The 26,552-nt window shown below is 74.2% G+C and carries 25 protein-coding genes and 1 pseudogene; 14 read left to right on the top strand and 12 right to left on the bottom strand.

All coding sequences use genetic code 11. From position 1 onward, the window contains the following. Positions 1-3: 3 nt before the first annotated feature. Entirely contained in the window at positions 4-2,361 is a 2,358-nt protein-coding gene (locus tag D1J63_RS32730; protein ID WP_125633926.1) for a hypothetical protein, read from the bottom strand. Between the two features lie 255 nt (positions 2,362-2,616). On the opposite strand from D1J63_RS32730, the gene D1J63_RS32725 reads away from it, so the two are divergent. Then, positions 2,617-3,441 (top strand): DeoR/GlpR family DNA-binding transcription regulator, encoded by an 825-nt coding sequence (locus tag D1J63_RS32725; protein ID WP_102931853.1) that lies wholly within the window; start codon positions 2,617-2,619, stop codon positions 3,439-3,441. 205 nt (positions 3,442-3,646) lie between these two features. Then, the gene (locus tag D1J63_RS32720; RefSeq protein WP_125633924.1) at positions 3,647-4,120 is read left to right on the top strand and encodes an SRPBCC family protein; all 474 of its coding nucleotides are present in this window, start codon (positions 3,647-3,649) and stop codon (positions 4,118-4,120) included. Between the two features lie 21 nt (positions 4,121-4,141). Here the strand turns inward: D1J63_RS32720 and D1J63_RS32715 are convergent, their stop codons facing one another. Further along, positions 4,142-5,266 (bottom strand): PLP-dependent cysteine synthase family protein, encoded by a 1,125-nt coding sequence (locus D1J63_RS32715; RefSeq protein ID WP_125633922.1) that lies wholly within the window; start codon positions 5,264-5,266, stop codon positions 4,142-4,144. Between the two features lie 359 nt (positions 5,267-5,625). Here D1J63_RS32715 and D1J63_RS32710 point away from each other — a divergent pair, with 359 nt between their 5' ends. Together D1J63_RS32710 and D1J63_RS32705 are read left to right on the top strand one after the other, a co-directional pair. Further along, a complete protein-coding gene (locus tag D1J63_RS32710; protein WP_007446867.1) occupies positions 5,626-5,949 on the top strand; it encodes a hypothetical protein in 324 nt (107 codons plus the stop codon). A gap of 185 nt (positions 5,950-6,134) precedes the next feature. Continuing rightward, positions 6,135-6,683, top strand: coding sequence for an ATP-binding protein (locus D1J63_RS32705; RefSeq protein WP_206436797.1), 549 nt, complete (start codon positions 6,135-6,137; stop codon positions 6,681-6,683). Positions 6,684-7,211: 528 nt separating this feature from the next. On the opposite strand, the gene D1J63_RS32700 is transcribed toward D1J63_RS32705, so the two are convergent. From D1J63_RS32700 to D1J63_RS32690, 3 genes are read right to left on the bottom strand one after another with little or no spacing between them, the layout of a single operon-like run. Continuing rightward, complete coding sequence (locus D1J63_RS32700; RefSeq protein WP_125633918.1) at positions 7,212-9,779, bottom strand: FtsX-like permease family protein; 2,568 nt, start codon at positions 9,777-9,779, stop codon at positions 7,212-7,214. Continuing rightward, the gene (locus D1J63_RS32695; RefSeq protein ID WP_125633916.1) at positions 9,776-10,525 is read right to left on the bottom strand and encodes an ABC transporter ATP-binding protein; all 750 of its coding nucleotides are present in this window, start codon (positions 10,523-10,525) and stop codon (positions 9,776-9,778) included. Before D1J63_RS32695 ends, D1J63_RS32700 begins: the two co-directional genes overlap by 4 nt. Continuing rightward, positions 10,522-10,806 carry an SHOCT domain-containing protein gene (locus D1J63_RS32690; protein WP_125633915.1) on the bottom strand — a complete coding sequence of 95 codons (285 nt, stop codon included), beginning with the start codon at positions 10,804-10,806 and terminating at the stop codon, positions 10,522-10,524. Before D1J63_RS32690 ends, D1J63_RS32695 begins: the two co-directional genes overlap by 4 nt. 189 nt (positions 10,807-10,995) lie before the next feature. On the opposite strand from D1J63_RS32690, the gene D1J63_RS32685 reads away from it, so the two are divergent. The 3 genes from D1J63_RS32685 to D1J63_RS32675 are packed head-to-tail and all read left to right on the top strand — an operon-like array spanning position 10,996 to position 13,119. Next, positions 10,996-11,583: a TetR/AcrR family transcriptional regulator gene (locus tag D1J63_RS32685; RefSeq protein ID WP_164713072.1), complete on the top strand. Its 588-nt coding sequence runs from the start codon at positions 10,996-10,998 to the stop codon at positions 11,581-11,583. Between the two features lie 43 nt (positions 11,584-11,626). Further along, positions 11,627-12,214, top strand: coding sequence for a DUF4865 family protein (locus D1J63_RS32680; RefSeq protein ID WP_125633914.1), 588 nt, complete (start codon positions 11,627-11,629; stop codon positions 12,212-12,214). Beyond that, entirely contained in the window at positions 12,211-13,119 is a 909-nt protein-coding gene (locus D1J63_RS32675) for a phosphotriesterase (RefSeq protein ID WP_125635981.1), read from the top strand. The genes D1J63_RS32680 and D1J63_RS32675 overlap by 4 nt, the downstream gene beginning before the upstream one ends. Positions 13,120-13,179: 60 nt before the next feature. On the opposite strand, the gene D1J63_RS32670 is transcribed toward D1J63_RS32675, so the two are convergent. Further along, complete coding sequence (locus D1J63_RS32670; RefSeq protein WP_125628222.1) at positions 13,180-14,382, bottom strand: IS110 family transposase; 1,203 nt, start codon at positions 14,380-14,382, stop codon at positions 13,180-13,182. 212 nt (positions 14,383-14,594) lie between these two features. Here D1J63_RS32670 and D1J63_RS32660 point away from each other — a divergent pair, with 212 nt between their 5' ends. Then, the gene (locus D1J63_RS32660) at positions 14,595-14,993 is read left to right on the top strand and encodes a tautomerase family protein (protein WP_125633912.1); all 399 of its coding nucleotides are present in this window, start codon (positions 14,595-14,597) and stop codon (positions 14,991-14,993) included. Further along, the gene (locus tag D1J63_RS32655; protein WP_125633910.1) at positions 14,987-15,415 is read left to right on the top strand and encodes a VOC family protein; all 429 of its coding nucleotides are present in this window, start codon (positions 14,987-14,989) and stop codon (positions 15,413-15,415) included. Before D1J63_RS32660 ends, D1J63_RS32655 begins: the two co-directional genes overlap by 7 nt. 13 nt (positions 15,416-15,428) lie before the next feature. Here the strand turns inward: D1J63_RS32655 and D1J63_RS32650 are convergent, their stop codons facing one another. Together D1J63_RS32650 and D1J63_RS32645 are read right to left on the bottom strand one after the other, a co-directional pair. Next, the gene (locus tag D1J63_RS32650; protein ID WP_125633908.1) at positions 15,429-16,667 is read right to left on the bottom strand and encodes an ROK family protein; all 1,239 of its coding nucleotides are present in this window, start codon (positions 16,665-16,667) and stop codon (positions 15,429-15,431) included. A 37-nt stretch (positions 16,668-16,704) separates the two neighbouring features. Continuing rightward, positions 16,705-17,355, bottom strand: a complete 651-nt coding sequence (locus D1J63_RS32645) for an alpha-ketoglutarate-dependent dioxygenase AlkB (protein WP_125633906.1) — start codon at positions 17,353-17,355, stop codon at positions 16,705-16,707. 178 nt (positions 17,356-17,533) lie between these two features. Here D1J63_RS32645 and D1J63_RS32640 point away from each other — a divergent pair, with 178 nt between their 5' ends. After that, a complete protein-coding gene (locus D1J63_RS32640; RefSeq protein WP_164713261.1) occupies positions 17,534-18,670 on the top strand; it encodes a methyltransferase in 1,137 nt (378 codons plus the stop codon). On the opposite strand, the gene D1J63_RS32635 is transcribed toward D1J63_RS32640, so the two are convergent. Next, entirely contained in the window at positions 18,660-19,544 is an 885-nt protein-coding gene (locus D1J63_RS32635; protein WP_125633902.1) for a ketose-bisphosphate aldolase, read from the bottom strand. The two genes, D1J63_RS32640 and D1J63_RS32635, sit on opposite strands and share 11 nt — an antisense overlap. Positions 19,545-19,572: 28 nt before the next feature. Continuing rightward, positions 19,573-20,454: a sugar isomerase gene (locus tag D1J63_RS32630; RefSeq protein ID WP_125633900.1), complete on the bottom strand. Its 882-nt coding sequence runs from the start codon at positions 20,452-20,454 to the stop codon at positions 19,573-19,575. Between the two features lie 127 nt (positions 20,455-20,581). Here D1J63_RS32630 and D1J63_RS32625 point away from each other — a divergent pair, with 127 nt between their 5' ends. Next, positions 20,582-21,361, top strand: coding sequence for a DeoR/GlpR family DNA-binding transcription regulator (locus tag D1J63_RS32625; RefSeq protein ID WP_125633898.1), 780 nt, complete (start codon positions 20,582-20,584; stop codon positions 21,359-21,361). Positions 21,362-21,389: 28 nt separating this feature from the next. Here D1J63_RS32625 and D1J63_RS32620 read toward each other — a convergent pair. Further along, positions 21,390-22,330: pseudogene (locus D1J63_RS32620) on the bottom strand (hypothetical protein). Between the two features lie 190 nt (positions 22,331-22,520). Here D1J63_RS32620 and D1J63_RS32615 point away from each other — a divergent pair. The 3 genes from D1J63_RS32615 (at position 22,521) to D1J63_RS32605 (ending at position 26,049) form a co-directional block, all read left to right on the top strand. Next, positions 22,521-22,754: a heavy-metal-associated domain-containing protein gene (locus tag D1J63_RS32615; protein WP_061446155.1), complete on the top strand. Its 234-nt coding sequence runs from the start codon at positions 22,521-22,523 to the stop codon at positions 22,752-22,754. Positions 22,755-22,840: 86 nt separating this feature from the next. Next, positions 22,841-25,105: a heavy metal translocating P-type ATPase gene (locus D1J63_RS32610; RefSeq protein WP_125633896.1), complete on the top strand. Its 2,265-nt coding sequence runs from the start codon at positions 22,841-22,843 to the stop codon at positions 25,103-25,105. A 299-nt stretch (positions 25,106-25,404) separates the two neighbouring features. Further along, positions 25,405-26,049 (top strand): phosphatase PAP2 family protein, encoded by a 645-nt coding sequence (locus D1J63_RS32605; RefSeq protein WP_125633894.1) that lies wholly within the window; start codon positions 25,405-25,407, stop codon positions 26,047-26,049. Here the strand turns inward: D1J63_RS32605 and D1J63_RS32600 are convergent. After that, complete coding sequence (locus tag D1J63_RS32600; protein WP_102931555.1) at positions 26,022-26,474, bottom strand: phospholipase; 453 nt, start codon at positions 26,472-26,474, stop codon at positions 26,022-26,024. The two genes, D1J63_RS32605 and D1J63_RS32600, sit on opposite strands and share 28 nt — an antisense overlap. Positions 26,475-26,552 lie beyond the last annotated feature (78 nt).

Here is a 26,552-nt window from a genome sequence, read left to right as displayed (position 1 = left end):
GTCTCAGCAGTTCCCGGTCGCGTCGTCCGCCGCCGGGACGGACGTCGCCGCGCCGTCCATGTGGCGGGGCGCCGGCACCTCCGGGCGCAGCCGGGCCAGCAGCCGTGCGCGTTCCTCGGCGAAGGCGGGGTCGGCCTGGTAGTCGGAGTGGCCGAGGATCGGCGCGGGCAGCGGGTGGAGTTCGGTACGGCCGTACGTCAGCGGGTCCTTGAGCGGTGCGCGGTCCACCGCGGGGCCCGCGTCGCCCGGCAGCCGCATCGGGCCGCCGATGGGGTCGGTGCGCCGGTACAGGTTGCGCCAGCAGTCGACCTCCTCGTGCAGCGAGGCGAGCGCGTCGGGACCGAAGTGGGCCGGGAACCAGCGGCCGTACAGCCGCTCCAGCGGGGAGCCGTAGGTGAGCAGGGCGACCCGCTTGCGGGCGGACGGTTCGAGCTGCCAGGACGCGGCGGCGGCGAGGACGCTGCCCTGCGAGTGCCCGGAGATGACCAGCCGCCCGCCGGTGACGCGGGTCCAGGTCGCCATGCGCCAGGTCAGGTCGGGCACCGCGCGCTCGGCGTAGCAGGGCGGTGCGAAGGGGTGCGCGGCGCGCGGCCAGAAGGTGCCGACGTCCCACAGGATGCCGATGGTGCGCCGCGCGGAGGCGTCCTTGTAGGCGCGCCGGCCCCAGGTGACGAACAGTATGAAGCCGAGCCCGATCAGCCAGGAGCCCAGTTCCTGTGCGGTCTGCGCGGCGCCCTGGACGACGGCGTACGTGCCGCGCGCGGCCTCGCCGGGCACCTGGTCGGTCGTCAGGGCGCCCACCAGGGCTCCGGCGCCGAGCAGCAGGGTCGCGGTGGAGATCAGGGCGACGAGGAGGGGCGCCCGGTCGGTGAGCGTGGCCGTGGCCCGGGTCAGCGCGATGCGCCGGGTGCGCGCCGGGTCCCCGGTCTCCCCCGGGTGGTCGTGTTCCACCGCGTCCCGTTCCGCGCGCGCCAGGCGCAGTGTGTGCCGGGCGAGCGCGGCGCACATCAGCAGCAGGACGAGGAGCAGCGGCGGGATGACGGACGCCTGCCAGGTCAGCAGGACGGGCGGGCCTTCGAGGAAGGTGCCGGTGCCGTCCATCCAGTCGGAGACGCGCTGGGCGACGCCGCCGGACATGACCCCGCCCAGCGCGCAGGCCAGCATGGCCACGGCGGGACCGCCCAGCCCCCGGACGGCGGCCCGGGCGTCGGGGCGGCTGCGGTGGAGCAGGTGGGCGACCACGGCCAGCGCGATGACGAGCAGCCCCTGCACCAGGGCGACGGTGCCGAAGGCCAGGTCTCCGGAGAGCCGCCCGTGCGACGTCCACCCGGGGCGGGCCCAGCCGCCGTACAGCAGGGCGAGGACGAACAGGAGGAGGGCGGCGAGCGGCAGGCTGCGCACGAGGTGGGCGTCGAGTTCCCGGTCGAGGCGCCGCTCGCTGCGGCCCCGGCGGCACACCACCGCCACCACGGCGACCGCCCCCGCGGCCAGTGCCCCCAGCAGCACCCATCCCAGCGTGTCGAGCAGCGCGGGTCCGCCCGGCCGGCGGTCGAAGCGGGCCGCGGGGACGCCGACCCCCGCGGCGACGGTCAGCAGCCCGGCGGCGGTGTGAGCGGCACGCAGCCGGGCCACCAGGCGGCGCCCGTACCAGAACCCGGGCCGGCCCAGCGCGCCGCCGCGGGGGGTGTCCTCGTGGTCGGTCTCGCGGGCCATGGGCTGCTGGGACTCGTACGCACGCCAGGTGCGCAGCGACAGGTACCACAGCAGCCCGGTCAGCGCGGCGGGCACCGCGGCCGCGAGGGCGAGCCTGCGGCCGGGCGGGCTCCACCAGCCGCCGTCCGACATCACCGGCGACAGGAAGCCCAGCCAGGAGTGCCGTTCCACGCACGCGCGCGTGCCCGCGCACTGCCAGGCGACGAGGTCGAGGGCGACCTCGCAGGCGGCACCGACCAGGAGCACCGTCAGGGTGAGGCCCGTGAGGCGCAGCAGCAGCCCGTAGAGGCGGACCGTGCGGATCCGGCCGTCGGCGGCGGGCCGCATCCAGTGGGCGATGTTGACCACCATGAAGGGCAGGAGCAGCAGCCACAGGGCGCGGGTGCCGTTGCCGGAGGTGAGGTTGCACCAGACGTAGGCCTCGGGCACCGGTCGGCCGCGGTAGTCCTCGGGCCGGGACTCGGCGTCGGCGTCCTCGGTGCGCCGGAAGACGGCCGCGACGTGGTCGCCGGTGATCCGCACGGTCCGCGGGTCGTCCAGCATCTCGGCGGGTGTCGTACCGCCCACTCCGTGCACCAGGAGTTCCAGGGCGGTGCCGCTTCTGTCGTCCCTCCCGCCCTTCCCGGCCCTTTCCTGCGCCTCTTTCACTGTCCGCACTCCCCCGTGACGCGCCGTCGGCTGTGTCCGTGCGGGCACAAGGATCTCCATTCCGGGGGCGTCCTACACCCCTGGGCACGGAATCTCCCCGAACCGTGTGACCTGTGCGGCCGGGCGGGCGGTGGCGCGGGCCGTCGCGGGGCGTGCGAGGATGGGGCGTCCGCGCACGGGTGCGGGGAGAAGTCCTCATCGGAGCGAGTGCGTCGGCGTGTCGGACGGTTTTGCGGCGAAAGGACCGAAGCGTACGTGAGTGAGAATCCGAACCTCCTCGCGGAGCAGCGACGCGCCCTGATCCTCGACGAGGTGCGCCGCCGGGGCGGGGTCCGGGTCAACGAGCTGACCCGCAAGCTCGGCGTGTCGGACATGACGGTCCGCCGCGACCTGGACGCGCTGTCCCGGCAGGGTGTCCTGGAGAAGGTGCACGGGGGCGCGGTCCCGGTGGCCGAGGCGAGCACCCACGAGCCCGGGTTCGAGGCGAAGTCGGGCCTGGAGCCGACCGCCAAGGAGGACATCGCGCGGGCCGCCGCGGAACTGGTCGCGCCGGGCGCCGCGATCGCCCTGTCCGGCGGCACGACGACGTACGCCCTGGCGCACCGGCTGGTGGACGTGCCGGATCTGACGGTGGTCACCAACTCGGTGCGGGTGGCCGACGTGTTCCACGTGGCGCAGCGCACCTCGGGGGCGCGGCAGGGCTCGGCGACGGTGGTGCTCACCGGCGGTGTGCGCACGCCCTCCGACTCGCTGGTGGGCCCGGTGGCCGACCAGGCGATCGCGACCCTCCACTTCGACGTGCTGTTCCTGGGTGTGCACGGCATATCGGCCGAGGCCGGCCTGTCCACGCCGAACCTCGCGGAGGCCGAGACCAACCGGCGGCTCGTGCAGTCGGCACGGCGTGTCGTGGTGGTGGCGGACCACACCAAGTGGGGCGTGGTGGGCCTGAGTTCGTTCGCGACGCTGGAGCAGGTGGACACGCTGGTGACCGACTCCGGCCTGTCGGCGGGGGCTCGCGCGGAGGTCGCCGAGCACCTCGGGCTGGTCGTGGCGGGCGAGCCGGAGCCCGCGGCCGACTGACGCCGGCGGGGGCTTCGGCTTCCGACTTCCGACTTCGGCTTCGGCTTCGGCTTCGGCTTCGGCTTCGGCTTCGGCTTTGGAACGATGCGCGGCGCCGGGACCCCGTGTGGCGCCCGCCACGCTGACACTCGACGCCCCCGGGGCTATGGTGGCGCCACCCGGCCGATCGTCCGCACGCGCGGCTTCGCACAAGGGGGTGGTGGTCATGGCGCGCCGACTGCGTCCGGTGGGTCTCGACTTCGTCGAGACGGCGCCGGTACGCCTGGTCTTCGCACGGGATATCTCCGCCGCTCCCGACGCGGTCTTCCGCGCCCTGGCCGAGGACGTGCCCGGCTGGACGGCGTGGTTCTCGGCGGTGACGTTCGCCCGGCCCATCGGTGAGGGCGCGGGGCGCGAGATCCGGCTCAGGGGCGGTACCCGCTTCGTGGAGACGGTGCTGGCGGCCGAGCGTCCCGAGGTGTACGCCTACCGGGTCGACGTCACCAACGCACCGGGCGCCCGGGCGATGCTGGAGGAGTGGCGGCTGACGCCGGCCGGTACCGGCACACGGGTGCGGTGGACGTTCGCGGCGGACGGCACCGCGCTGTTCCGTTTCGTGCTCGACCGGGCGCGTCCCGGGCTGGGACGGGCCTTCCGGGGCGCGGTGACGTCACTGGACCGGCGGCTGCGGCGTCCGTAGCCCGGCACGGGCCGTGGCCGGTCAGCGGGGCCAGGTTCCCGTGCGCAGCAGGGACTCGATCGCCGCCGTGTACGGATCGATGTCGAGGCCCTGCTCGGCGAGCCAGTCGTCCGAGTAGTACTTGTCGAGGTACCGGTCCCCCGGGTCGCACAGCAGCGTCACGACGCTGCCCCGCTCCCCCGCGGCCACCATCTCGGCGACGATCTTCAGCGCGCTCCACAGCCCGGTGCCCGTGGAACCGCCCGCCTTGCGCCCGACCGCCCGCTCCAGGGCGCGCACCGCCGCGACGCTCGCCGCGTCCGGCACCTTCATCATGCGGTCGATCGCGCCCGGCACGAAGCTCGGCTCCATCCGGGGCCGGCCGATGCCCTCGATGCGGGAGCCGTGGTCGCAGGAGACGTCGGGGTCCCCGGTGGTCCAGCCCTCGAAGAAGCAGGAGTTGTCCGGGTCGGCGACGCAGACCCGGGTGTCGTACTGCATGTAGTGGACGTAGCGGGCGAGGGTCGCGGAGGTGCCGCCGGTGCCGGCCGTGGCGACGATCCAGGACGGCTCGGGATACCGTTCCAGCCGCAGCTGACGGAAGATCGACTCGGCGATGTTGTTGTTGCCGCGCCAGTCGGTGGCGCGTTCGGCGTAGGTGAACTGGTCCATGTAGTGGCCGCCGGTCTCCGCCGCGAGGCGGGCCGACTCCTCGTACATCCGCCGGGAGTCGTCCACGAAGTGGCACCGTCCGCCGTGGAACTCGATCAGGCGGATCTTCTCGGTGCTCGTCGTGCGGGGCATGACGGCGATGAACGGAACGCCGATCAGCTTCGCGAAGTACGCCTCGGAGACGGCCGTCGAGCCGCTGGACGCCTCGATCACCGGGCGGTCCGGCCGGACCCAGCCGTTGCACAGGCCGTAGAGGAACAGGGAGCGGGCGAGGCGGTGCTTGAGGCTGCCCGTCGGGTGGGTCGACTCGTCCTTCAGGTACAGGTCGATGCCCCAGCGCTCGGGGAGCGGGAACAGGAGCAGGTGGGTGTCGGCCGAGCGGTTGGCGTCGGCCTGGACCTTGCGGACGGCCTCTTTCAGCCAGGCGCGGTAGGCGGCGTCGCTGCGGTCGATGTCGAGGGTGGCGCCGGGGGCGGTCGGCCGGTCAGTGCTCACTTCGGGGCTCCTTACGCTGCGCGCCGACGGCGGAACAGCGCGGCCGACAGCTCGATCATAAACACCTTCCACACGCTTCTCACCTGCATAAACACCTCTTTGGGAGTCCCAAAGACACCCCTGGGGCGGCGCGGTGGACGCGGCGGGGGCGCGGCGGGGGGCGCATTCGCGCGAGTGCTCCGGTCGCCTCCGGAAAGGGGCGGCGCGCACTGGTGCTCGGGGCGCGGTGCGGGCAGACTGCCAGCGGCGGGACCGGATTCCCGTCGCGGGCGCACACTGGAGCACGACACGAGCCGGTACCGGGAGCATCGCGGTCGGTGCACGGTCCGGCAACCGACGGGCACGAGGGGGCGACGGCCATGGCGGAGCCGGAGTTCAGGGCCACGGGGGTGCGGATCGGCAAGCGGCTGCGGTCACTCACCCGGGCCGGGACGGTCCGGATCAGCGGTGGCCGGGTCGAGTTGCTCACCAGCTATGGCAGCGAGATAGACAGCGCGCCGGTGCAGGCGGTGCGCGCCTCCCGCCCGTGGTTCGGTCCCGAGGACCGCGCGCTCGCCGACCTCAACGGCAAGCGGTACCTGCTGACCCTCGGCGAGCGTGACCCCGCCCCCGGCGAGCCGGGTCCGCCGGCGGCCCGCCGCTTCATCGAGGCGGTGCGCAGGGCGGCCGGACGCCGCGTCTGAGAGATGTCCGTAAGTTGCGGTGCCTCACCCCTTGCGTCACGCTGGTCTCACGTCACTCTGGGTTTACCGGCGATAACGCTGCGAACCAGCCCGCCGGCCATGACAGCGGGCGGCGTGCGCCGTGTGCGCCTCGCTGGATCCGAACTCCGTGTTCTTCCGGACCTCTATGTCGGGGAGTCGCAGCCGTGATCAGTCACCCAAGCAGACATTGCACGGTGGAGCTGCAAGCCCTGCCGTCGCGGATCGGCCAGGTCCGCAGAATCGTATCTGCGCAATTGCGCTACTGGCATATGGATCTCCTGATCGACCGGGCGGTGCTCGGCGTGACGGAGTTGCTGACCAACGTCCACCTGCACGCCCGGCCGGACAAGACGTGCACCGTGGAAATAGAACTGCTCCTGGACCGGCTCACGGTCTCCGTGCGCGACCACGATCCGCGACTGCCCGTCGTGGACGACGCCGAGCCCTTGGCCACGTGCGGGCGCGGGCTCGCCATGGTGGCCGCGATGAGCGAGAGCTGGGGCGCACGGCCGGAGGGCGAATCGGGCAAGGTCGTCTGGTTCACGCTCCCGACGGCCGTCACCGCCCCGTCGCCCGCCGCGCCACCCGTGTCGGCCCGCCCGCCGCGTCGTCTGGTCGAAGAGGTGCCGGCCGCCGCGTTCGCCGAGGTCGAGCACGCGGTCGGACTCGGCAGCCCCCAACCCGCTCCCGCCCGGTCGGCCGTTGTCGGCTGACCGGGCGGTGACCGTCCGCTGCCGCGGACCGCGCGTCGCGGTTCCGGCGGTGTCCGGAAGGCGGATTCGCGTCCCCGGCGGTCGGCGACCGGCGGGGCCGGTACCGACTCTGACGGTGCTTCCGCCGCCCGGGGAACGCGGGACGGAGCGGCGGGCGGCGGCACGACACGCGGCGGCATGCGGCAGCGGGTCCGGTCGAGTGGGACGCGCTCCTGCTTGCCGAGCCGCCTTGCCGGACCGGCGCGGAAGGCCACGGGTCCCCTCGCAGATCTCCAGGACGCCGGCCGGGCTGCTCCCGTGCCCTCCGTGACGCTCGCTCTGCTGCCGGCGGTGTGCCCGGGCCTCGACGGGTCCGGCCTTGCCGACCTCGTCCGTACCGGGCCGGTCCCCGTGACCGGGCGGCCCTTGCCCGCCGGGTGGGCGGTCGGCGCGAAACGCGGGACCGCCGTCGACCGGCGTGGCGACCGGCGCGCTCCCCCTGCCGCACCGGCGCCCGGGTTCAGCGGGGGATCGCCGGGCCGGCGCGGGCTACTCCGTGGCGACCGCGCGCAGTACGTCCAGGCGGGAGGCGCGCCGGGCCGGGCGCAGGCCCGCCAGGGCACCGGCCGCGAGACCGACCAGGGCCACCACCGCGAGCCGCACCGGCGGCAGGGCGAAGACGAACGCGCTGTCCGAGGCGCCGTCGGAGGCCGCCACGAGGACCCAGCCGAGGAAGGCGCCGAGCCCGAGCCCGCCGGCCGTGCCGAAGGCGGCGACCAGGACGGACTCCCAACGGACCATGGCGCGCGACTGGGCCCGGGTCTGCCCGACCGCGCGCAGCAGCCCGAGTTCGCGGGTGCGCTCGTGCACCGCCAGGGTGAGGGCGTTGGCGATGCCGAGCAGCGCGATGAGCACCGCGAGGGCGAGCAGCGCGTAGACGAGGGTCAGCATCATGTCGATGCCGCCCGCCGAGGACTCGGCGTACTCGGCGCGGGTCTGCACCTCGGGGTTGCCGTACCGGCCCGCGACCTGCTCGACCGCCGCCTTGCCCGCGGCGACGTCCACGCCGTCCGCGAAGGTGACGGCGACCAGGGTGTCGGAGTCCTGGGTGCGGTGCGGGGCCCAGGCCGCGCGGGTGACGACGTAGTCGCCGGCGAGTTCGGACTCTCCGTAGACCGCGCGGACGGTGAAGGTCTCGCTGCGCCCGTCGGTGAAGGTGAGGCGTGTGGTGTCGCCCGTGGTCAGGCCCTGCTCGTCCGCCTCGCTCGCGGTGACCGCGATGCCGTCGGTGCCGAGGTCGTCGAGCGAGCCGTGGACGGTGCCGAGGTCGAAGGTGCGGTCCAGGGCGGCCGGGTCGGTGACGGTCAGGGCCCGTCCGTCGCCGTCCACCTCCGCCACGCCCCGGCCGAGGCCGACGGCGGTCTCCACCTCGGGCAGCTCCTGGACCGCGCCGGCCAGCCGCGGGCTCAGACCGCTGCCGCCGGCGCCGAAGGACGGCGCGCTGACGGCGACGTCGCCCGCGAAGGAACGGGAGACGGTCTGGTCCATCGTCGCCTTCAGCGAGGCGCCGAACACCGTGAACAGCGACACGACCGCCACGCCGATCATCAGCGCCCCGGCGGTGGCCGCCGTCCGTTTGGGGCTGCGCAGGGCGTTGCGCCGGGCGAGGACGCCGGTGACGCCGCGCAGCCGGCTCAGCGGAGCGCCGAGGACCCTCACCACGGCGGCGGAGGCGACCGGGCCGAGCACCACGAAGGCGGCCAGGGTGAGGACGGCACCCAGTCCCGCAAGCCATACCGACGGGGAGAGCAGGACCCCGACGAGCGTCACCGCGAGGGCGAGCGCGAGCAGCGCCGTGCCGGTGACGGCCCGCGCGCGGGAGGCGCCGGAGGTGTCGACGGCTGTCTCGCGCAGCGCGGCCAGGGGTGCGGTGCGGCCGGCCCGGGCCGCGGGCAGCAGGGCGGAGCCGAGGCAGACCACGACGCCGACGGCGAGCGGGAGCAGCAGCGACAGCGCGCTGATCACCAGGGCACCGTCGGGGAAGGGGAAGCCGATCGCCGGGAAGAGGGCCTGGAGTCCGGCCGCGATGCCGATGCCGCCCGCGAGCCCGGCGGCGGACGCGGTCACGGCCACGACGGCCGCCTCGACGAGGGTGGCGGCGGTGACCTGGCGGCGGGACGCGCCGAGGGCGCGCAGCAGGGCGTTCTCGCGGGTGCGCTGGGCGACCACGATGGCGAAGGTGTTGTGGATCGAGAAGGTCGCGACCAGCAGGGCGATGCCGGAGAAGACGAGCAGGAAGGTCGTGAACAGGGTCAGGAACTGGCTGGAGATCATGTCGGTGTTCTCCGCCGCCGACTCCTGCCCCGTGATGGCCTCGACGCCGTCGGGCAGTACGGGGGTGAGCCGGTCGACGAGTTCCCGCTGGCCGACGCCCGGGCCGGCCCGCACCTGGATGCTCGCCGCCTCGCCCGGCCGTGCGGTGAGGTACTTCTCGGCGTCGGCCCGGGTCATGCCGGTGTAGGTCACCTGGGCCATTCCGTCCTCGCCGCCGAAGGTGGCGAGTCCGACGACGGTGACCCGGACGGGGTCGGGGGTGCGCAGGGTCGTGGTGTCGCCGATCGCCAGGCCGCCCTTCTCCGCGGTGCCGCGATTGACGACGACCTCGCCGGACTTCTGCGGGGCGTGGCCCTCGGCGAGGCGGTACGGGTTCAGCTCCGGGTCGGTGATCCAGTTGCCGGCCAGGGTGGGTGGGCCCTGGCCGCCGATCGGCTCGCCGTTCGCGCCGACGAGCTGGCCCGCGCCCTGGATGCTGGGGGCCGCGGCGGCGACCCCGGGCACCCGCTCGATGGTCCGGACCAGGTCGGTGCCGACGGGCTGCCGTACGCCCTGGCTCTCGCCCGGTGTGGTGATGGCGTCGGCGCTGCGCACCACGGCGTCGGTGCCGTCGGCGGCGTTGCCGAACATGGTGTCGAAGCTCGCGCGGAGCGTGTCGCCCATGACCAGGGTGCCGGCCAGGAAGGCGACGCCGAGGACCACGGCGAGGAACGTCCCGGCGAAGCGGCGTTTGTGGGCCCTGAGCGAGGAGACGCTCAGGCGGACGGGGACGGGGGCGTTCATGACGGCACCTCGAAGGCTTTCATCCGGTCCAGGACCTTGTCGGCACTCGGCGCGTCCATGCGGTCGACGAGGCGTCCGTCGGCGAGGAAGACGACCTCGTCCGCGTGGGCGGCGGCGACGGGGTCGTGGGTGACCATGACGACCGTGCGCCCGGTCTGCCGCACGGTGCGGCCGAGGAGGCCGAGCACCTCGCCGCCGGAGCGGGAGTCGAGGTTGCCGGTGGGCTCGTCGGCGAAGACGACGTCCGGCTGCCCGGCGAAGGCACGGGCGACGGCGACGCGCTGCTGCTGGCCGCCGGAGAGTTCGGCGGGCCGGTGGTGGAGGCGGTCGCGCAGTCCGACGACGTCGATCAGCGCGTCGACCCACTCGGTGTCGCCCCTGCGTCCGGCGAGGTCGAGGGGGAGGGTGATGTTCTCGGCGACGGTCAGCGTCGGCACCAGGTTGAAGGCCTGGAAGACGAAGCCGACGCGGTCGCGGCGCAGCAGGGTGAGCCGCCGGTCGTCGAGGGTGCTCAGGTCGGTCTCGCCGATGCGGGCGGAGCCCGAGGTGAGCGTGTCGAGTCCGGCGGCGCAGTGCATCAGGGTGGACTTGCCGGAGCCGGAGGGCCCCATGATGGCGGTGAAGCGACCGGCCGGGAAGTCGACGCTCACGCCGTCGAGGGCGCGTACGGCGGTGTCGCCACCGCCGTACACCTTCACGGCGTCCACGACCCGGGCGGCGGCCCGGGTGACGGTCGTCGTGGTCATGCCGCACCTCCCCTGCCCGTCCGGCCGAACTGCTCGTCCAGCACGGACAGCCGGCGCCAGTACTCGTCCTCGTCGATCTCGCCGGATGCGAAGCGGTGGCCGAGCACGGTGATGGGCGAGTCGTCCGCGACGGTCGTCGGCCGTCCGGGGCCGCGGCGTCCGCGCCACACCGTGCGGCGCAGCAGGGTGATGCCGCCGCCGATGACCAGTGCCCAGATCACCGGGAAGAGCAGGATCCACGGGCCGGGCCCGCCGTCGCCGAACTGTGCCAGGGTCTCCATGTCGTCCAACTCCTCGGTCGCGATGTCTCTCGTGTCGCTTCCGAGCCTGGCTCCGGGAGGGGGTCCGGGTCGTCGTACGGCCAGCGGCAGTGTGCGTACCCCGCGGGGAGTACGCCGGAGGCCCGCGGCTGCTTCCCCCGGCTGCGCCTCACCGGTTCCCGTCGATCGCTCGACTCTGTAACTACTAGTATGTACAGTGAGTGCATGAGCACCTCGGAACGACTGATCGAGTCCACTCGCGAGCTGCTGTGGGAGCGCGGGTACGTGGGCACCAGCCCCAAGGCGATCCTCGAGCGGGCCGGGGCCGGGCAGGGCAGCATGTACCACCACTTCAAGGGCAAGCCCGATCTCGCGCTCGCCGCGATCCGGCGCACGGCCCAGGAGATGCGCGCCGCCGCCGGTGCCGTGCTCGCCGGTCCGGGGACGCCGTACGAGCGCATCGAGGCGTATCTGCGGCGCGAGCGCGACGTGCTGCGCGGGTGCCCGGTCGGGCGTCTGACGATGGACCCGGACGTGATCGCCGACGACGCCCTGCGCGCCCCCGTGGACGAGACCCTCGACTGGCTGCGCGAGCAGATCGCCCAGCTGGTGGAGGAGGGCCGGGAGCAGGGCGAGTTCGCGCCCTGGCTGGACGGCGAGGAGGTCGCGGCGGCGGTCGTGGCGACCGTCCAGGGCGGCTACGTCCTGGCCCGCGCCTCCGGCTCGCCCGCCGCCTTCGACGCGGGTGTCCGGGGACTGCTCTCGCTGCTCGCGCCGTCGAACGCCCGCGCGCGGTAGCGGACTTCACGCCCGTCCGACTCGACCGGAGGATTCACGACCCGTGCATGCCATGCAGTACGGCTTCACCCTGCCCGCCGACTACTCGATGGACGTCATCAGGGAGCGTGTCGCCCGCACCGGGCACCTGCTGGACGACTGGCCCGGGCTCGGCCTCAAGGCGTATCTGATCCGCGAGCGCGGGAAGGACGGCTCGCCGGTCAACCGGTACGCGCCGTTCTACCTGTGGCACACCGTGGAAGGCATGAACTCCTTCCTCTGGGACGGCGCCTTCCAGCGGCCCACCGACGACTTCGGCCGGCCCTCGGTCCGGCAGTGGACGGGCCTGGCGTACGAGGAGGGCGGTGCCGCCGACTCGCCCGCGCGGGTGGCGGTCCTGCGGCGGCGGCCGGTGCCGGACGGGGTGCCGCTGTCGGAGGTGGCGGAGGGGGCGGTGCGGGAGACCGGACGGCTGGCGGCCGTGGACGGGGCGCTGCTCGCGGCGGCGGTCGTGGACACCGGGCGCTGGGAGCTGGTGCACTTCTCGCTGCACGCGGGCGAGGCGCCGGACGGGGCCGAGGGCGAGGTCTTCCGGGTGCTGCACCTCTCCGCGCCCGGACGGGGTCTGCTGCCGAGGGGACGCCAGTGGTGAGGGCCGTCCGCACGGTCCTCGGGGACGTGCCCGGCGAGGAGTTGGGCGTGTGCGACGCGCACGACCATCTGTTCTTCGCCAGTCCCCGACTGCCCGGCGAGGAACTCGACGACGCGGCGGCGGCCCGGGCGGAGCTGGCCGCGTTCCGGGACCGGGGCGGCGGCGCGGTGGTGCAGTGGACGCCGTACGGACTGGGCCGGCGGGCCGCCGATCTGCCGGGCCTGTCCCGGGAGACCGGCGTGCACGTGGTGGCCGCGACGGGACTTCACCAGGACGTCCACTACGACGAGGACACGCTCGCCACGCTGCGGGGCCGGGCCGCCGGGGTCTTCGTCGCCGAACTGACGCGGGGCATCGGGACGTCGGGCGTGCGCGCCGGGCTGATCAAGGTGGCCGGCGGCTTCCACGGGCTCGACGGACACGCGCGGTGGACCCTGTCGGCGGCGGCCGAGGCGCACCACGCGACGGGGGCGCCGATCGCGGTGCACCTGGAGCTGGGCACCGGCGCCCTGGACGTCCTGGAGTCGCTGTGCGGCGAGTGGGGCGTGCCGCCGGACCGGGTGATCCTCGGCCATCTCAACCGCTCCCCCGACCCCGCCGTGCACCGGCAGGCCGCCGGGTCGGGCTGCTGGCTGGCCTTCGACGGGCCGTCGCGGGCCCATCACGCCACCGACTGGCGGATGCCGGAGGCCGTGCGGGAACTCGCCGAGGCGGGGTTCGGCGACCGGCTGCTGCTCGGCGGCGACACGACGACCGCTGCCGCCCGCTCGGTCGACGGCGGTCCGGGGATGCCGTATCTGCTGCGCCGCGTGGCTCCCCGGCTGGCGCTCGCCGTGGGCGAGGAGCTGGTGCGGCGGATCCTCACCGCGAACCCGGCGCGGGCGTTCGCCGTCGAGTGGCGCTGACGCCCCCTTCCGCGTACCCCGTCCCGGCCCCACCCGACAGGAGGAGTCTCAATGACGAAGTCAAGCCGCTTGCGTGACCGGCGGGGCGGGAGTGAATACCCGGTTGTCACGCAGCAGGGCCCACAACACGCTGGCTCGTCGGCGGGCCAGGGCGATGACGGCCTGGATGTGTTTGCAGCCCTCGCCGCGCTTCTTCAGGTAGAAGTCCCGGTTCGGTCCTTCGCGGGTCATGCTCGTCTGCGCGGACATGTAGAACACCCTGCGCAGGCGTCGGCTGTAGCGCTTGGGCCGGTGGAGGTTGCCGGTCCGGCGACCGGAGTCACGCGGGACGGGCACCAGCCCGGCCGCCGATGCCAGGTGGCCGGCGTCGGCGTAGGCCGACAGGTCGCCGGCGGCCACAACGAACTCGGCTCCGAGTATCGGGCCCATACCGGGCAGCGACTCGATGATCTCCGCCTGCGGATGACTGCGGAACGTCTCGCGGATCTGCTTGTCGATGCGCTTCATCCGGTCGTCCAGGGCCAGGAGCTGCCCGGCCAGTTCGGCCACGATCTGTGCGGCGACGTCCTCACCGGGCAGCGCGGTCTGCTGGGCTTGGGCTGCTGCCAGTGCGGTCTCGGCGACCGCGTCGGCCCCACGCACGCCGCGGTTGGCCAGCCAGGCCGTCAGCCTCGCCCGGCCGCGGCGGCGGATCGCGACCGGGGTCTGGTAGCCCGTCAGCAGGACGAGCGCGCCTTTGTGGGCCGAGTAGTCGAAAGCCCGCTCCAGTGCGGGGAAGACGCCAGTCAGCACGTCGCGCAGGCGGTTGATCATCCGCACGCGGTCGGCCACCAAGTCGGTGCGGTGGGCGGTCATCAGCGCGAGGTCGACGGCCAGCTGGGCGGGCACGTCGATGGCGGTGAAGTCGTTGCGGTGGCGGGCGGTCTCGGCGATGACGTAGGCGTCACGGGCGTCGGTCTTGGCCTCGCCCCGGTATGCGCCCGACATGCGGTTGACCGTGCGGCCAGGCACGTAGACGGCCTGCTGGCCATGGGCCGCGAGCAGGGCCAGCAGCAGCGCGGAGGACGTGCCGGAGATGTCGACCGCCCAGTGGACCTCGTCGGCCAGGTCCAGGATCTCGCCGAGCGCTGTCAGGATCGCCGACTCGTCGTTGTCGACCTTCTTCGACCACAGGGTCGCGCCGGTCTCGTCGACCACCGCCGTCCAGTGGTGGCCCTTGCCGGCATCGACACCGGCCCAGACCTGGGTCTTCCGCTCGTTCACTCGCCCCTCCTCAAACCATCCGGCATGCCGTCGGCCCGAGGAACACCCCGCTGTCATCTCCGTAATCAGCGACCGCACAAGGCGCGCACATCTCAATCAGCAGCCAGGGCGCCCCGGAGAGCCGGGCGGCCACTCCTGCTGAGCCACTGAAGACAAGAACCCATCAGCCACACCCGGCCCTCCCAGGCCGCCCAACAACTTACGGAGAACTCATGCCCTTCGTCCGCATCGACGCGTACGGCGGCGCCGACGACGACCGTCTCGACGCGCTCGGGCGGGCCGTCCACGACGCCCTGGTCGAGACGCTCGGCATCCCGTCCGACGACCGCTTCCAGGTCCTGACCGCCCATGACCCCGCCCGCGGCACCCTGCGCTACGACGGCTACCTCGGCGTGCGCCGGGACGAGGGCATCGTCTTCGTGGCGATCGCGCTGCGGGCGGGGCGGACGACCGACCGGAAGCAGGCGCTGTACCGCCGCATCGCCCAGCTCGCCAAGGAGCGTGCGGGCACGGACCCCCGCAACGTCTTCGTCACGCTGACCGAGAACACCTCCGCCGACTGGTCGCTGGGCGACGGGCTCGCGCAGTACGTAGGGTCGGGATCATGCTGAGACTCGGAATCCCCGTCATCGGTGTCACCGACCTCGCCCGCGCCGTCGCGTTCTGGACGCAGGCGCTGCCCCTGGTCGCCGCGGAGGAGTGGAGCAGCGAGACCTGGCGCACGCTGGAGTACGCCGACGGCTCCGGGCGGGCCCTCGGACTGCTGCGCAGCGACTCCCCGCCCGAACCCCGGCCCCGGCTCCATCTCGACCTGTTCACGGACTCGGCCGAGGAGCAGCAGGCGGAGGTGCGGCGGCTGATCGGCCTCGGTGCGCGGGCCGTCGAGTGGGACCTGTACCCGCCCGACCCCGACTTCGTCGTCCTGGCCGACCCGGACGACAACATCTTCTGCGTCGTCGACCTCGGCCACGCCCCGAGCGGGGGCGACGGGCCCGCCCCGGCCCCGAGCGGGGGCGACGCGCCCGCCGCATGAGGCGCGCGCCGTGCTACGCCGGCACGCCCAGCGGGTCGTCCAGGACCGGCTGCCAGGCCAGCTCGGCGGCGCCGACCAGGCTGTTGTGGTCCAGCCCGCAGGGCAGGATCGGGACACCGCCGCTCTGACCCCACAGGCTGCGCCCGGCGACGACCGCGCGCAGCCGCTCGGGATCGGCGTCGAGGAGCGCCCGGTGCAGTCCGCCGAGGATGATGCGGTCCGGGTTGAGGATGTTCACCAGACCCGCGAGGCCCAGGCCCAGGCGGTCGATGAGGGTCTCGGCGGCGGTGCGGACGGCCGGGTCGGCGTAGTGCTCGCGGATCAGGTCGTAGGACTGCTGGAGCAGGGAAACCTCGGGTCCCGGTTCGCGCCCGGCGGCCGTGAGGAAGGCCAGCGGGTCGGTCTCGACGTCCAGGCAGCCGCGGCTGCCGCAGTGGCAGGGGCGGCCCTCGGGGTTGACGGCGAGGTGGCCGACCTCCAGGGCGAGCCCCGAACTGCCGGTGTGCAGACGGCCGTCGAGGACCAGGGCGCCGCCGACCCCGCGGTGGCCGGTGGCCACGCACAGCAGGTCGCGGGCGCCGCGTCCGGCGCCGTGGCGGTGCTCGGCGAGGGCGGCGAGGTTGACGTCGTTGGCGGCGAACGCGGGTCCCTCGATCCCGGCGGCGCGCACCTGCCGCGCGAAGATCTCCCGCACGGGCGCGCCCGCGGGCCAGGCCAGGTGCAGCGGGTTCAGGGCCAGACCCTCCGGTTCCGCGACGGCGGACGGCACGGCGAGTCCGGCGCCGACGCAGCGCCGCCCGGTCTCCCGCAGGAGTTCCGTGCCCGCCTCGACGACGGAGCCCAGCACCTTCGCCGGGTCGGCGTCGACGACCTCGCAGCCGGGCGCGGTGGCGACGATCCGGCCGCCGAGACCGACCAGGGCCGCGCGGAAGCCGTCGGCGTGGATCTGGGCGGCGAGGGCGACGGGCCCGTCCTCGGCGACCGAGAGGCGGTGCGAGGGGCGGCCCTGGGAGCCGGCCGCCGCGCCGGGCCGGGCGTCCACCCGGATCAGGCCGAGCGCCTCCAGTTCGGCGGCGACCGCGCCGGCCGTGGCCCGGGTCACGCCCAGTTCGGCGGTGAGGACGGCCCGGGTGGGGGCGCGTCCGGTGTGCACGAGCTCCAACGCGGGTCCCAGCGCGCCGCGCCCCCGGTCCAGCCGCGTCCTCGAGGTGGTCCCTTCCCCCGCCGCCCGGGGGTCCGCCTTGCCGCTCATGAGGGGGAGTCTCCCATGATCCGTCCGTGGCGCGGGCCTAGAGGCCGCTGACCCGGAGCGTGATGTTCAGCCGCCCGGTGAGTCCCAACTCGGGCGGCGCGGTGCCCGGGTGCACCCTCGGCACCCCGTGGTACGCGAGCCGGGACGGGCCGCCGAAGACGAACAGGTCGCCGCTGCGCAGCTCGGTGTCGGTGCAGGGGCGGGCACGGGTCTCGGGGTTGCCGAACCGGAAGACGCAGGTGTCGCCGAGGCTCAGGGAGACCACGGGGGCGTCGGAGCGCTCGTCGGCGTCGCGGTGCATGCCCATGCGGGCGTCGGCGTCGTAGAAGTTGATCAGCGCGATGTCGTAGGGCGCCGGCGACAGCGCCTCGGGGCCGAGCGCGTCGGTCACCGCCCGGCGGGCGAGGCCGTCGAGCCACGCCGGGAACGGCTTGACGGGGGCGCCGTCGCCGTCGACGGCGGTGGGGGCGTAGCCGTACGGGTACCAGTGCCGGCCGAGGCAGACCTGCCGGGCGGTCATGGTGCCGCCGCCGGGGGTGCGCACCGTGCGGAGTCCGGCCGGTGGGCGGGCCCACTCGCGACAGGCGTCCAGCAGCTCGCGCTGCCGTTCCGGGGCCAGCCAGTCCGGCACGTGGACGGCGCCGGGCGCGGTCTCGGTGCGGCCCCTGGGAAACAGCTCGGCGTCCATGCCGCCCATCATGCCTCCGGGCCCCGCCGTCCTGCCGGGCGCGACCGGCGCTGAACTGGGGCTGGGCTAGCCTGGGCACACGATGAACGACCGCAGCACGCACGACCGCCGCACGAACGACCCCGGCACGAACGGCCCCGGCGCGAACGACCGCCGCACGAACGACGGCGGCGACCGTATGACCTCGCCGTGGGGCGAGCACGTGCTGTCCCGCTACCCCGCGGACGCGCGCGACCGGCTCCGCGCCTGGGACGCCTCCGACGAGTACCTCCTCGGGCACCTCGCGGAGCGCGAGGTGGCTCTGGACGGCACGGTCGTGGTCGTCGGCGACCGCTGGGGAGCCCTGGTGACGGCGCTGGCGGCGCACCGGCCGGTGCAGATCACCGACTCGCACCTCGCGCGGGAGGCGACGCGGGCCAATCTGGAGCGCGGCGGCGTCGAGCCGGGCTCGGTGGGTCTGCTCACCACGCAGGACCCGCCGCCGGACCGCGTGGACGTGCTGCTCGTGCGGGTACCGAAGAGCCTGGCGCTGCTGGAGGACCAGTTGCTGCGGCTGGCACCCGCGCTGCACGAGGGCACGGTCGTGGTCGGCACCGGGATGGTGAAGGAGATCCACACCTCGACGCTCCGGCTGTTCGAGCGGATCGTCGGCCCGACCCGGACGTCCCTGGCCGTGAAGAAGGCCCGGCTGATCTTCGCGGAGCCCGATCCGGCGCTGAAGCGGCCGGCCAACCCCTGGCCGCTACGCTACCGGCTCCCCGACGACGTCGGACCGCTCCTCTCCGGCCGGCCCGTCGTCAACCACGCCGGTGTCTTCTGCGCCGACCGCCTCGACATCGGCACCCGCTTCTTCCTCCGGCACCTGCCGGACACCGGCGGTTTCGGACGGGTGGTGGACCTCGGCTGCGGCAACGGTGTGGTCGGTACGGCGGTGGCGCTGGCCGACCCGGACGCCGAGGTGCTGTTCACCGACGAGTCGTTCCAGGCCGTGGCCTCGGCCGAGGCCACGTACCGGGCGAACGAGGTGGCGGGCCAGGCGGAGTTCCGGGTCGGCGACGGGCTGGCCGGGGTGCCGGACGGCAGTGTCGACCTGGTGCTGAACAACCCGCCCTTCCATTCCCACCAGGCGACGACCGACGCGACGGCGTGGCGGATGCTCACCGGGGCGCGGCGGGTGCTGCGCCCCGGCGGCGAACTGTGGGTGGTCGGCAACCGGCACCTGGGCTACCACGTCAAGCTGCGGCGCCTGTTCGGCAACAGCCGGCTGGTGGCGGGCGACCGGAAGTTCGTGGTGCTGAAGGCGGTCAAGGAGTAGCGGGAGGCGGGGGCACGGGTGCGGTCCGGGCCACCACCCGGAGGAGTGTCGCCACCGTCCGGACCATGGCCTCGCGCCCCGCGGTGAGGTAGCCGCGCGAGTCGACCGCCTCGGGACGGGCGGCGAGGTGCTCCCTGATCGCGCCGGTCATGGCGATGTTGAGCGCGGTGCCGACGTTGACCTTGGCGATGCCGCCCGCGACGGCCGCCGCGAGTTCGCCGTCGGGGACGCCCGAGGAGCCGTGCAGCACGAGCGGCACGTCCAGGGCGCCGGACAGCTCCTTGAGCAGGTCGTGGTCGAGGGCCGCGGTGCGCGTGGTCATGGCGTGCGAGCTGCCGACGGCGACGGCCAGGGCGTCCACGCCGGAGTCGGCGACGTAGGCGTGTGCCTCGGCGGGGTCGGTGCGGGCGCCGGGGGCGTGCGCGTCGAGCGGCGGGGCGCCGTCCTTGCCGCCGACCTCCCCCAGCTCGGCCTCGATCCACAGTCCTTGGGCGTGCGCCCAGTCGGCGGCGGCCCGGGTCGCCGCGAGGTTCTCGGCGTACGGCAGCCGGGCGGCGTCGTACATCACGGAGCTGAACCCGGCGTCCGGGGCCTGGCGCAGCAGGCCGTCGCTCTGGACGTGGTCGAGGTGCAGGGCGACGGGGACCGCGGCGCCCTCGGCGGCGGCGACGGCCGCGCGGGCCAGGGGCAGCAGTCGGCCGTAGCGGTACTTCACGGCGTTCTCGCTGACCTGGAGGACGACGGGCATCCGCACGGACTCGGCGCCGGCGACGACTGCCTCGATGTGCTCCAGGGTGATGACGTTGAAGGCGGCGACGGCCGAGCGGCCGGCCGCGGCACGGCCGACCAGGTCGCCGGTGGTGGCGAGGGGCACGGTCTGGTTCCTTCCCGGGCGGCGGGTGTCAGGGGGCGAGGATCACCGAGCGGGTCAGGTGGCGCGGCCGGTCCGGGTCGAGCCCCCGGGCGGCGGCGACGGCGACGGCCAGCCGCTGGGCGCGGACCAGTTCGGCCAGCGGGTCCAACTCGCCGGGCACCCACATCGCACCGGTGTCGCGGACCTGCTCGGCCAGACCGTCCGGCGCCTCGCCGAACATCCAGGTCGCCGTGCCGGCGGTGCTGATGCTGATGGGGCCGTGCCGGTACTCCATCGCCGGGTAGGCCTCGGTCCAGGACAGGGAGGCCTCGCGCATCTTCAGGCCCGCCTCGTTGGCCAGTCCGACGGTCCAGCCCCGGCCGAGGAAGGTGAACTGGGTGCGCTCCACGAGCCCTTCGGGCAGCTCGGCCGCGAGTGCGGCGCGGGCGTCGGCGACGACCGCGTCGGTGTGCAGGCCGAGGTGGGCGCGGAGCAGCGTGAGCGCGGTCGTCGCGAACCTCGTCTGCACCACGGACCGTTCGTCGGCGAAGTCGAGGACGACCACGTCGTCGGCGGCGCCCATGACCGGCGTCCGAGGATCGGCGGTGAGCGCGACGGTGCTCGTGCGGCCCTTCAACTCCGTGAGCAGTTCCAGTACTTCGGTGGTGGTACCGGAGCGGGTGAGGGCCACGACCCGGTCGTACGCCCGCCCGCGCGGGAACTCGGAAGCGGCGAAGGCGTCCGTCTCGCCGAGGCCCGCGTCCTCGCGCAGGGCCGCGGCCGACTGCGCCATGAAGTACGAGGTGCCGCACCCCACGATCGCCACCCGCTCGCCCGCCGTCGGCAGCGCCGCCGTGTGGCGTGCCGCCTCCTCGGCGGCGCGCGTCCAGCACTCGGGCTGGCTGTTGAGCTCGTCGTCGACGTACGTCATGTCGCACACTCCCGGAACACGTGGTGATTGTTCCTGCAAGATATAGCGAGCTTTCAAGCACAATCAAGCAATCTGAGGAATGCCGCGGTGCGCTAGGGTCGGCGGAGATCGAGGAACGGAGGCGCGGATGTCGCGCGACGCCCGCTGGAAGGCACTGCTGGAGCTGCTCGTCGAGCGCGGCCGGCTGGACGTCGAGGAGGCGGCGACGGAGCTGGAGGTCTCGGCCGCGACGATCCGCCGCGACTTCGACCGGCTCGCCGAGCAGCAGATGCTCGTGCGCACGCGCGGGGGCGCGGTGGTGCACGGGGTGTCGTACGAACTGCCGCTGCGCTACAAGACCGCCCGCCGCGCCTCGGAGAAGCAGCGCGTCGCACAGGCGGTCGCCGCCCTGGTGGCGCCCGGCGAGGCGGTGGGACTGACCGGGGGCACCACCACCACCGAGGTGGCGCGCGCCCTGGCCGTGCGCTCCGACCTGGCTTCCGGCACCCCCGCGCTGACCGTGGTCACCAACGCGCTCAACATCGCCAACGAGCTGGCCGTCCGGCCGCAGTTCAAGATCGTGGTGACCGGCGGGGTGGCCCGGGCGCAGTCGTACGAGCTGATCGGGCCGCTCGCGGACGGGGTGCTGGGCCAGGTGACGCTCGACGTGGCGGTGCTGGGCGTCGTCGCCTTCGACGTCGCGCACGGCGCCGCGGCCCACGACGAGGCGGAGGCCGCGATCAACCGGCTGCTCTGCGAGCGCGCCGAGCGGGTGGTCGTGGCCGCCGACTCCAGCAAGCTGGGCCGGCGGGCGTTCGCCCGGATCTGCGCGACCGAGTCGGTCGACACGCTGGTGACGGACGGGACGGCCGACCCGGAGCTGGTGCGCGGGTTCGAGGAGGCGGGGGTGCGGGTCGTCACGGCCTGAGGGATGCCCCGGGTGACGGCGCCGCCGGTCAGTGCCCGTGGCCGTCGGAGTGCTCCGGCGCGGCGGCCGGGGCGGACTCCGGCACCCCCGGAGTCGATCCGGCGCGCACGGTGAACGCCGCGGTGTGGACCTCGCCCCCGTGCCGGAAGTCGAGGAAGAGGCGGTAGGTGCCGCCGCTGGGCGCGGTGGCCGTGAAGGAGATCTCCGGACCGGGCGCGGTGGTGCCGTCGCCGGGTTCGCCGTTCGGGTGGACGTGGAGGTAGGCGAGGTCGCCGGAGCGCAGGGCGACCAGGTGGCCGTAGGCGCCCAGGTAGGGCTGGAGGTCGCCCACGGGTTCGCCGCCGCGGGACACCTTCAGCTTCAGCTCGCTCGCCCTGCCGGGGTGCAGGGCGCCGGTGAGTTCGACCTGGTAGCCGTCGGTGCGGGCGGTGCTGCTGGGGGCCGGCGGCCGAGCGGGCTCGTAGGGTCCGGCGGCGGCGAGGTCGGCGCCCAGGGTGAGGTTCTCCGCATCCTTGCCCGCCGGGGTGAAGTCGGCGAAGACGCGGTAGCCGCCCGCCTCGGGAAGTTCGACGGGGGTGCTCCAGGTGCCGTCGGCGGCGCGGGTGGGGTGCAGGTGGCGGTAGGTGGTCAGGTCGCGCGAGGCGATGACGAGGTGGAGTTCAGCGCCGTGCCGCTCGCGTCCCGGATGGTGAAGCGCAGTTCGGTGTGCCGACCGGCGGTGACGCGCGGGGTGGCGAGGTCGAGGGTGTAGCCGTTCGCGGAGATCTCCAGGCCGCCCACCTGGCTGCGCCCGTGCCCCGCGTGCCCTTCACTCTGCTGCTGTCGCCCCGATGACGCGCCGTGCTCGTCGTGCGGCGCGGGTTCGCTCCGCGCGACGATCGGGTCCACTCCCCTGCCCACGCCGTAGGCGGTGCCGAAGGTCGCGGCCAGCGCGGCGGCGAACGCGGTGATCCTCAGTCCGGTGTGCATGGCGGTCGTCTCCTCGCATTCCGGGTCTCCGGCTCAGCCGGAGGCCTCTCCATGCACTTCACCATACCCCTGGGGGGTACTCAGTCAAGCGCGGGAACGGCTTGCGTTTGATACCCCCCAGGGGTATACATGGAGACCGGACGGGGAGATACCCCCGCCCCGTATCCATCACCCTTGACCGGAGGAAGCCATGTCCTCGAACACCACCGCCCCCGCCACCACCACGTACGCCGTCGCCGGCATGACCTGCGGCCACTGCAGCGCGACGCTCACCCGGGTCATCGGCGAGCTGGACGGTGTCACCGGGGTCGACGTCGCGCTCGACACCGGCCGCGTCACCGTGACCTCCGCCGCCGAGCCGGACGACGCCGCGATCGCCGAGGTCGTCGACGAGGCCGGCTACGAGCTGACCGGCCGCGTCTGACCCGACCCGCACCCCCAGTCGACCCGCCGCACGGCCGGGACCCGCACGCCGGGTCCCGGCCGAGGACCCCCGCATCAGGAGCAGCCATGACCACCACCAGTACGACCAGCGCACCAGCCGAGGTGGAACTCGCCATCGGCGGCATGACCTGTGCCTCGTGCGCCGCCCGGATCGAGAAGAAGCTCAACCGGATGGACGGGGTCACCGCCACCGTCAACTACGCGACGGAGAAGGCCAAGGTCAGCTACGCGGCCGATGTGTCCGTCCCGGAGCTGATCGCCACCGTCGAGGCGACCGGGTACACGGCCCGTGAGCCCGAGCCGGTCCGGGCCGAGCCCGCGCCCGGCGCGGAGGGCGCCGGGCCCGCCGACGAGCTGCGGCCCCTGCGGGAGCGGCTGATCACGGCCGTGGTGCTGGCCGTCCCGGTCATCGCGATGGCGATGGTGCCGGCGCTGCAGTTCGAGTACTGGCAGTGGCTGTCGCTGACCCTCGCGGCGCCGGTGGTGACCTACGCCGCCTGGCCCTTCCACAAGGCCGCGTTCACCAACGCCCGGCACGGTGCCGCCACCATGGACACCCTGATCTCGGTCGGCACGTCGGCGGCCTTCCTGTGGTCGCTGTGGGCGCTGTTCTTCGGCAGCGCGGGCATGCCCGGCATGACGCACCCCTTCGAGCTGACCATCGCGCGCAGTGACGGCGCCGGGAACATCTACCTGGAGGCCGCCGCCGGAGTGACCGCCTTCATCCTGGCCGGCCGCTACTTCGAGGCGCGTTCCAAGCGCAAGGCCGGGGCCGCGCTCAAGGCCCTGCTGGAGCTGGGCGCCAAGGACGTGACCGTGCTGCGGGACGGACGCGAGGAGCGCGTCCCGGTCGGCAACCTGAAGACCGGGGACCGTTTCCTGGTCCGTCCCGGCGAGAAGATCGCCACCGACGGCACGGTCGTCGAGGGCACCTCGGCCGTCGACGCGTCGATGCTCACCGGCGAGTCCGTCCCGGTCGAGGTCGGCGTGGGCGACGGTGTCACCGGGGCCACCCTGAACGCGGGCGGCCGGCTGGTGGTCGAGGCGACGCGGGTCGGCGCGGACACGCAGCTGGCGCGGATGGCGAGGCTGGTCGAGGACGCGCAGAACGGCAAGGCCGCCGCCCAGCGGCTCGCCGACCGCATCTCCGGCGTCTTCGTCCCCGTCGTCATCGCCCTGGCGCTGGCCACCCTGGGCTTCTGGATCGGCAACGGCTCCGGACTGACCGCCGCGTTCACCGCCGCCGTGGCCGTCCTGATCATCGCCTGCCCCTGCGCCCTGGGCCTCGCCACCCCGACCGCGCTGATGGTCGGCACCGGGCGCGGCGCCCAGCTCGGCATCCTCATCAAGGGCCCCGAGGTCCTGGAGTCCACCCGCAAGGTCGACACCGTCGTCCTCGACAAGACCGGCACCGTCACCACCGGCCGCATGACGCTGCTCGCCGTGCACACCGCCGGCAACGCCGAGGAAGGCGAAGTGCTGCGGCTGGCGGGCGCGCTGGAGCACGCCTCCGAGCACCCGATCGCCCGGGCGGTGGCCGCGGGAGCCACCGAACGGGTCGGTGCTCTGCCCGCCCCCGAGGACTTCGCCAACGTCCCCGGTCTCGGTGTCCAGGGCGTCGTCGAGGGCCACGCGGTCCTGGTCGGGCGCGAGAAGCTGCTCGCCGAGTGGGCCATGGAACTGCCCGCCGCCCTGGCCCGCGCCAAGGCCGAGGCGGAGGCGGCCGGCCGCACCGCGATCACCGTCGCCTGGGACGGCGAGGCCCGAGCGGTCCTGGAGGTCGCCGACGCGGTCAAGGACACCAGCGCCGAGGCGATCGCCCGGCTGCGCGCCCTGGGCCTGACGCCGGTCCTGCTGACCGGTGACAACGAGGCGGTGGCCCACTCCGTCGCCCGCGAGGTCGGCATCGACGCCGAGCACGTCGTCGCCGAGGTCATGCCCGAGGACAAGGTCGACGTCGTCAAGCGCCTCCAGGACGAGGGACGTTCGGTCGCGATGGTCGGCGACGGAGTCAACGACGCCGCCGCGCTCGCCCAGGCCGACCTGGGGCTCGCCATGGGCACCGGCACCGACGCCGCCATCGAGGCCGGCGACCTCACCCTCGTACGCGGCGACCTGCGCGCCGCCGCCGACGCCATCCGGCTCGCCCGCAGGACCCTCGGCACCATCAAGTCCAACCTGTTCTGGGCCTTCGCCTACAACGTCGCCGCCCTGCCGCTCGCCGCGGCCGGACTCCTCAACCCGATGATCGCCGGAGCCGCCATGGCCTTCTCCTCCGTCTTCGTCGTCGGCAACAGCCTGCGCCTGCGGGGCTTCAGGGCCGCGGCCTGACCCACCGCCACGGCGCCGAGCCGCCGGCCGACCCGCACGGGGCCGGCCGGCGGCTCGGCGCCGAGCGCCCGACCGGACCACACCCCCCTGACCGAAACCCCACCGCCCGACCGGGACCGCACCGCCCGGTCGGAACGGCACCACCCGACCGGAACCGCACCGCCCGACACCGGGACCGCTCCCGCCGCCCCCCTGGACGGTTCCCGCCGCCGTCCCCCGGACGGGTCCCGCCCACGGGCCGTCGGGTCCGCGCGCGACCAGCATGGTCAGGGTCCGGTCTCCCCGCGGAGCAGGAGCCCATGACCGAACCGACCAACGCCGACGGCGACACCCGCGGCCCGCTCGCGCCGGCTCCCACTCCAGGGCCTGCTCGCAGGCGGACCGTCGCGGCCGTGCTCGCCGATCTGCGTGCCGTGGACGGCGCGCTGTACGCGGCGGTGGCCGCCACGCCCACGCCCACGCTCGACCGGGCGCTGCGCCGCCTGTCCCACGCCGCGGACCGCTCGAAGGTCTCGCTGGGGATCGCGGCCGCGCTCGCGCTGGGCGGGGACCGGGCACGGCGGGCCGCCCTCGTCGGGGTGGGCGCGGTCGCCGTGGCCTCGGCCTCGACGAACCTGCTGGGCAAACACCTGGTGCACCGGGCGCGGCCGGACCGGGAGGCGGCGCGGGTGACGGTGGACCGGTACGTGCCCATGCCCGCGTCGGCGTCGTTCCCGTCGGGACACACGGCCGCGGCGGTCGCGTTCGCCACGGCCGTCGGCGTCGTCCTGCCCGAGGCCGCCGTGCCGCTCGGCGCGCTGGCGAGCGCCGTAGGCTACTCCCGGGTCCACACCGGCGTGCACTACCCCGGTGACGTCGCCGCGGGCGCCGTCCTGGGCATCGCCAGCGCGGCGGCCGCGCTGGCGGCGGCGCCCCGTCAGCCGAACACCTTCACCGCCTGGTAGTACGTCCAGGCCGTGCTGTTGCAGGCGGTCCTGGTGGCGCCGCCGTAGCGGGCGCAGACCCGCTTGAGGTCCTCGTAGAAGGCGCTGTCGAGACGGGACTTGTTGGCGTCGAAGGTGCCCGCGTCCTTGTAGTTGCGGTAGCCGAAGTCGTGCCGTGCGCAGGAGGTGCTGAAGGGGAAGCCGAACGGGTTGTCCGGCGAGGAGGAGCAGTAGTCGGTGGTCCAGTCGAACCCGTAGGCGGACCAGGCGGACTTGTTGGCCCGCGCCGCGGTCCAGGCGTTGTAGCTGGACGCGCTGGTCTGCGTCCAACTGGCGAGCACCTGGGCCTTGTCGGAGGGAGCGGCGTCGGCGGCCGCGGCGGTGGCGACGACGGTGGTCACGGCCAGCGTGGCGGCGGTGAGTCCGGTGGCGAGTCTGCGGTGCATCCCACACCTCCATGAGGCTGCGGCCCGCCCCTCGGGCCGCAGGTTCATGTCAAGATGATGCGCACCTGGACCACCTGT

The sequence above is a fragment of the Streptomyces sp. KPB2 genome, from assembly GCF_003950055.1.
GTDB lineage: Bacteria > Actinomycetota > Actinomycetes > Streptomycetales > Streptomycetaceae > Streptomyces > Streptomyces salinarius.
The sequence above is the reverse complement of the archived record's forward strand: the minus strand, read 5'-3'. Positions and strand labels throughout refer to the sequence as shown.

Coding starts and splice junctions, on each gene's coding strand:
- D1J63_RS32645 (WP_125633906.1), bottom strand. CDS start 17,355: ATGGACGCCGAGCTGTTTCCCAGGGGCCGCACCGAGACCGCGCCCGGC.
- D1J63_RS32615 (WP_061446155.1), top strand. CDS start 22,521: ATGTCCTCGAACACCACCGCCCCCGCCACCACCACGTACGCCGTCGCC.
- D1J63_RS32600 (WP_102931555.1), bottom strand. CDS start 26,474: ATGCACCGCAGACTCGCCACCGGACTCACCGCCGCCACGCTGGCCGTG.
- D1J63_RS32700 (WP_125633918.1), bottom strand. CDS start 9,779: ATGAACGCCCCCGTCCCCGTCCGCCTGAGCGTCTCCTCGCTCAGGGCC.
- D1J63_RS32695 (WP_125633916.1), bottom strand. CDS start 10,525: ATGACCACGACGACCGTCACCCGGGCCGCCGCCCGGGTCGTGGACGCC.
- D1J63_RS32625 (WP_125633898.1), top strand. CDS start 20,582: ATGTCGCGCGACGCCCGCTGGAAGGCACTGCTGGAGCTGCTCGTCGAG.
- D1J63_RS32655 (WP_125633910.1), top strand. CDS start 14,987: ATGCTGAGACTCGGAATCCCCGTCATCGGTGTCACCGACCTCGCCCGC.
- D1J63_RS32610 (WP_125633896.1), top strand. CDS start 22,841: ATGACCACCACCAGTACGACCAGCGCACCAGCCGAGGTGGAACTCGCC.
- D1J63_RS32660 (WP_125633912.1), top strand. CDS start 14,595: ATGCCCTTCGTCCGCATCGACGCGTACGGCGGCGCCGACGACGACCGT.
- D1J63_RS32685 (WP_164713072.1), top strand. CDS start 10,996: ATGTACAGTGAGTGCATGAGCACCTCGGAACGACTGATCGAGTCCACT.
- D1J63_RS32710 (WP_007446867.1), top strand. CDS start 5,626: ATGGCGGAGCCGGAGTTCAGGGCCACGGGGGTGCGGATCGGCAAGCGG.
- D1J63_RS32630 (WP_125633900.1), bottom strand. CDS start 20,454: ATGACGTACGTCGACGACGAGCTCAACAGCCAGCCCGAGTGCTGGACG.
- D1J63_RS32690 (WP_125633915.1), bottom strand. CDS start 10,806: ATGGAGACCCTGGCACAGTTCGGCGACGGCGGGCCCGGCCCGTGGATC.
- D1J63_RS32650 (WP_125633908.1), bottom strand. CDS start 16,667: ATGAGCGGCAAGGCGGACCCCCGGGCGGCGGGGGAAGGGACCACCTCG.
- D1J63_RS32720 (WP_125633924.1), top strand. CDS start 3,647: ATGGCGCGCCGACTGCGTCCGGTGGGTCTCGACTTCGTCGAGACGGCG.
- D1J63_RS32640 (WP_164713261.1), top strand. CDS start 17,534: ATGACCTCGCCGTGGGGCGAGCACGTGCTGTCCCGCTACCCCGCGGAC.
- D1J63_RS32605 (WP_125633894.1), top strand. CDS start 25,405: ATGACCGAACCGACCAACGCCGACGGCGACACCCGCGGCCCGCTCGCG.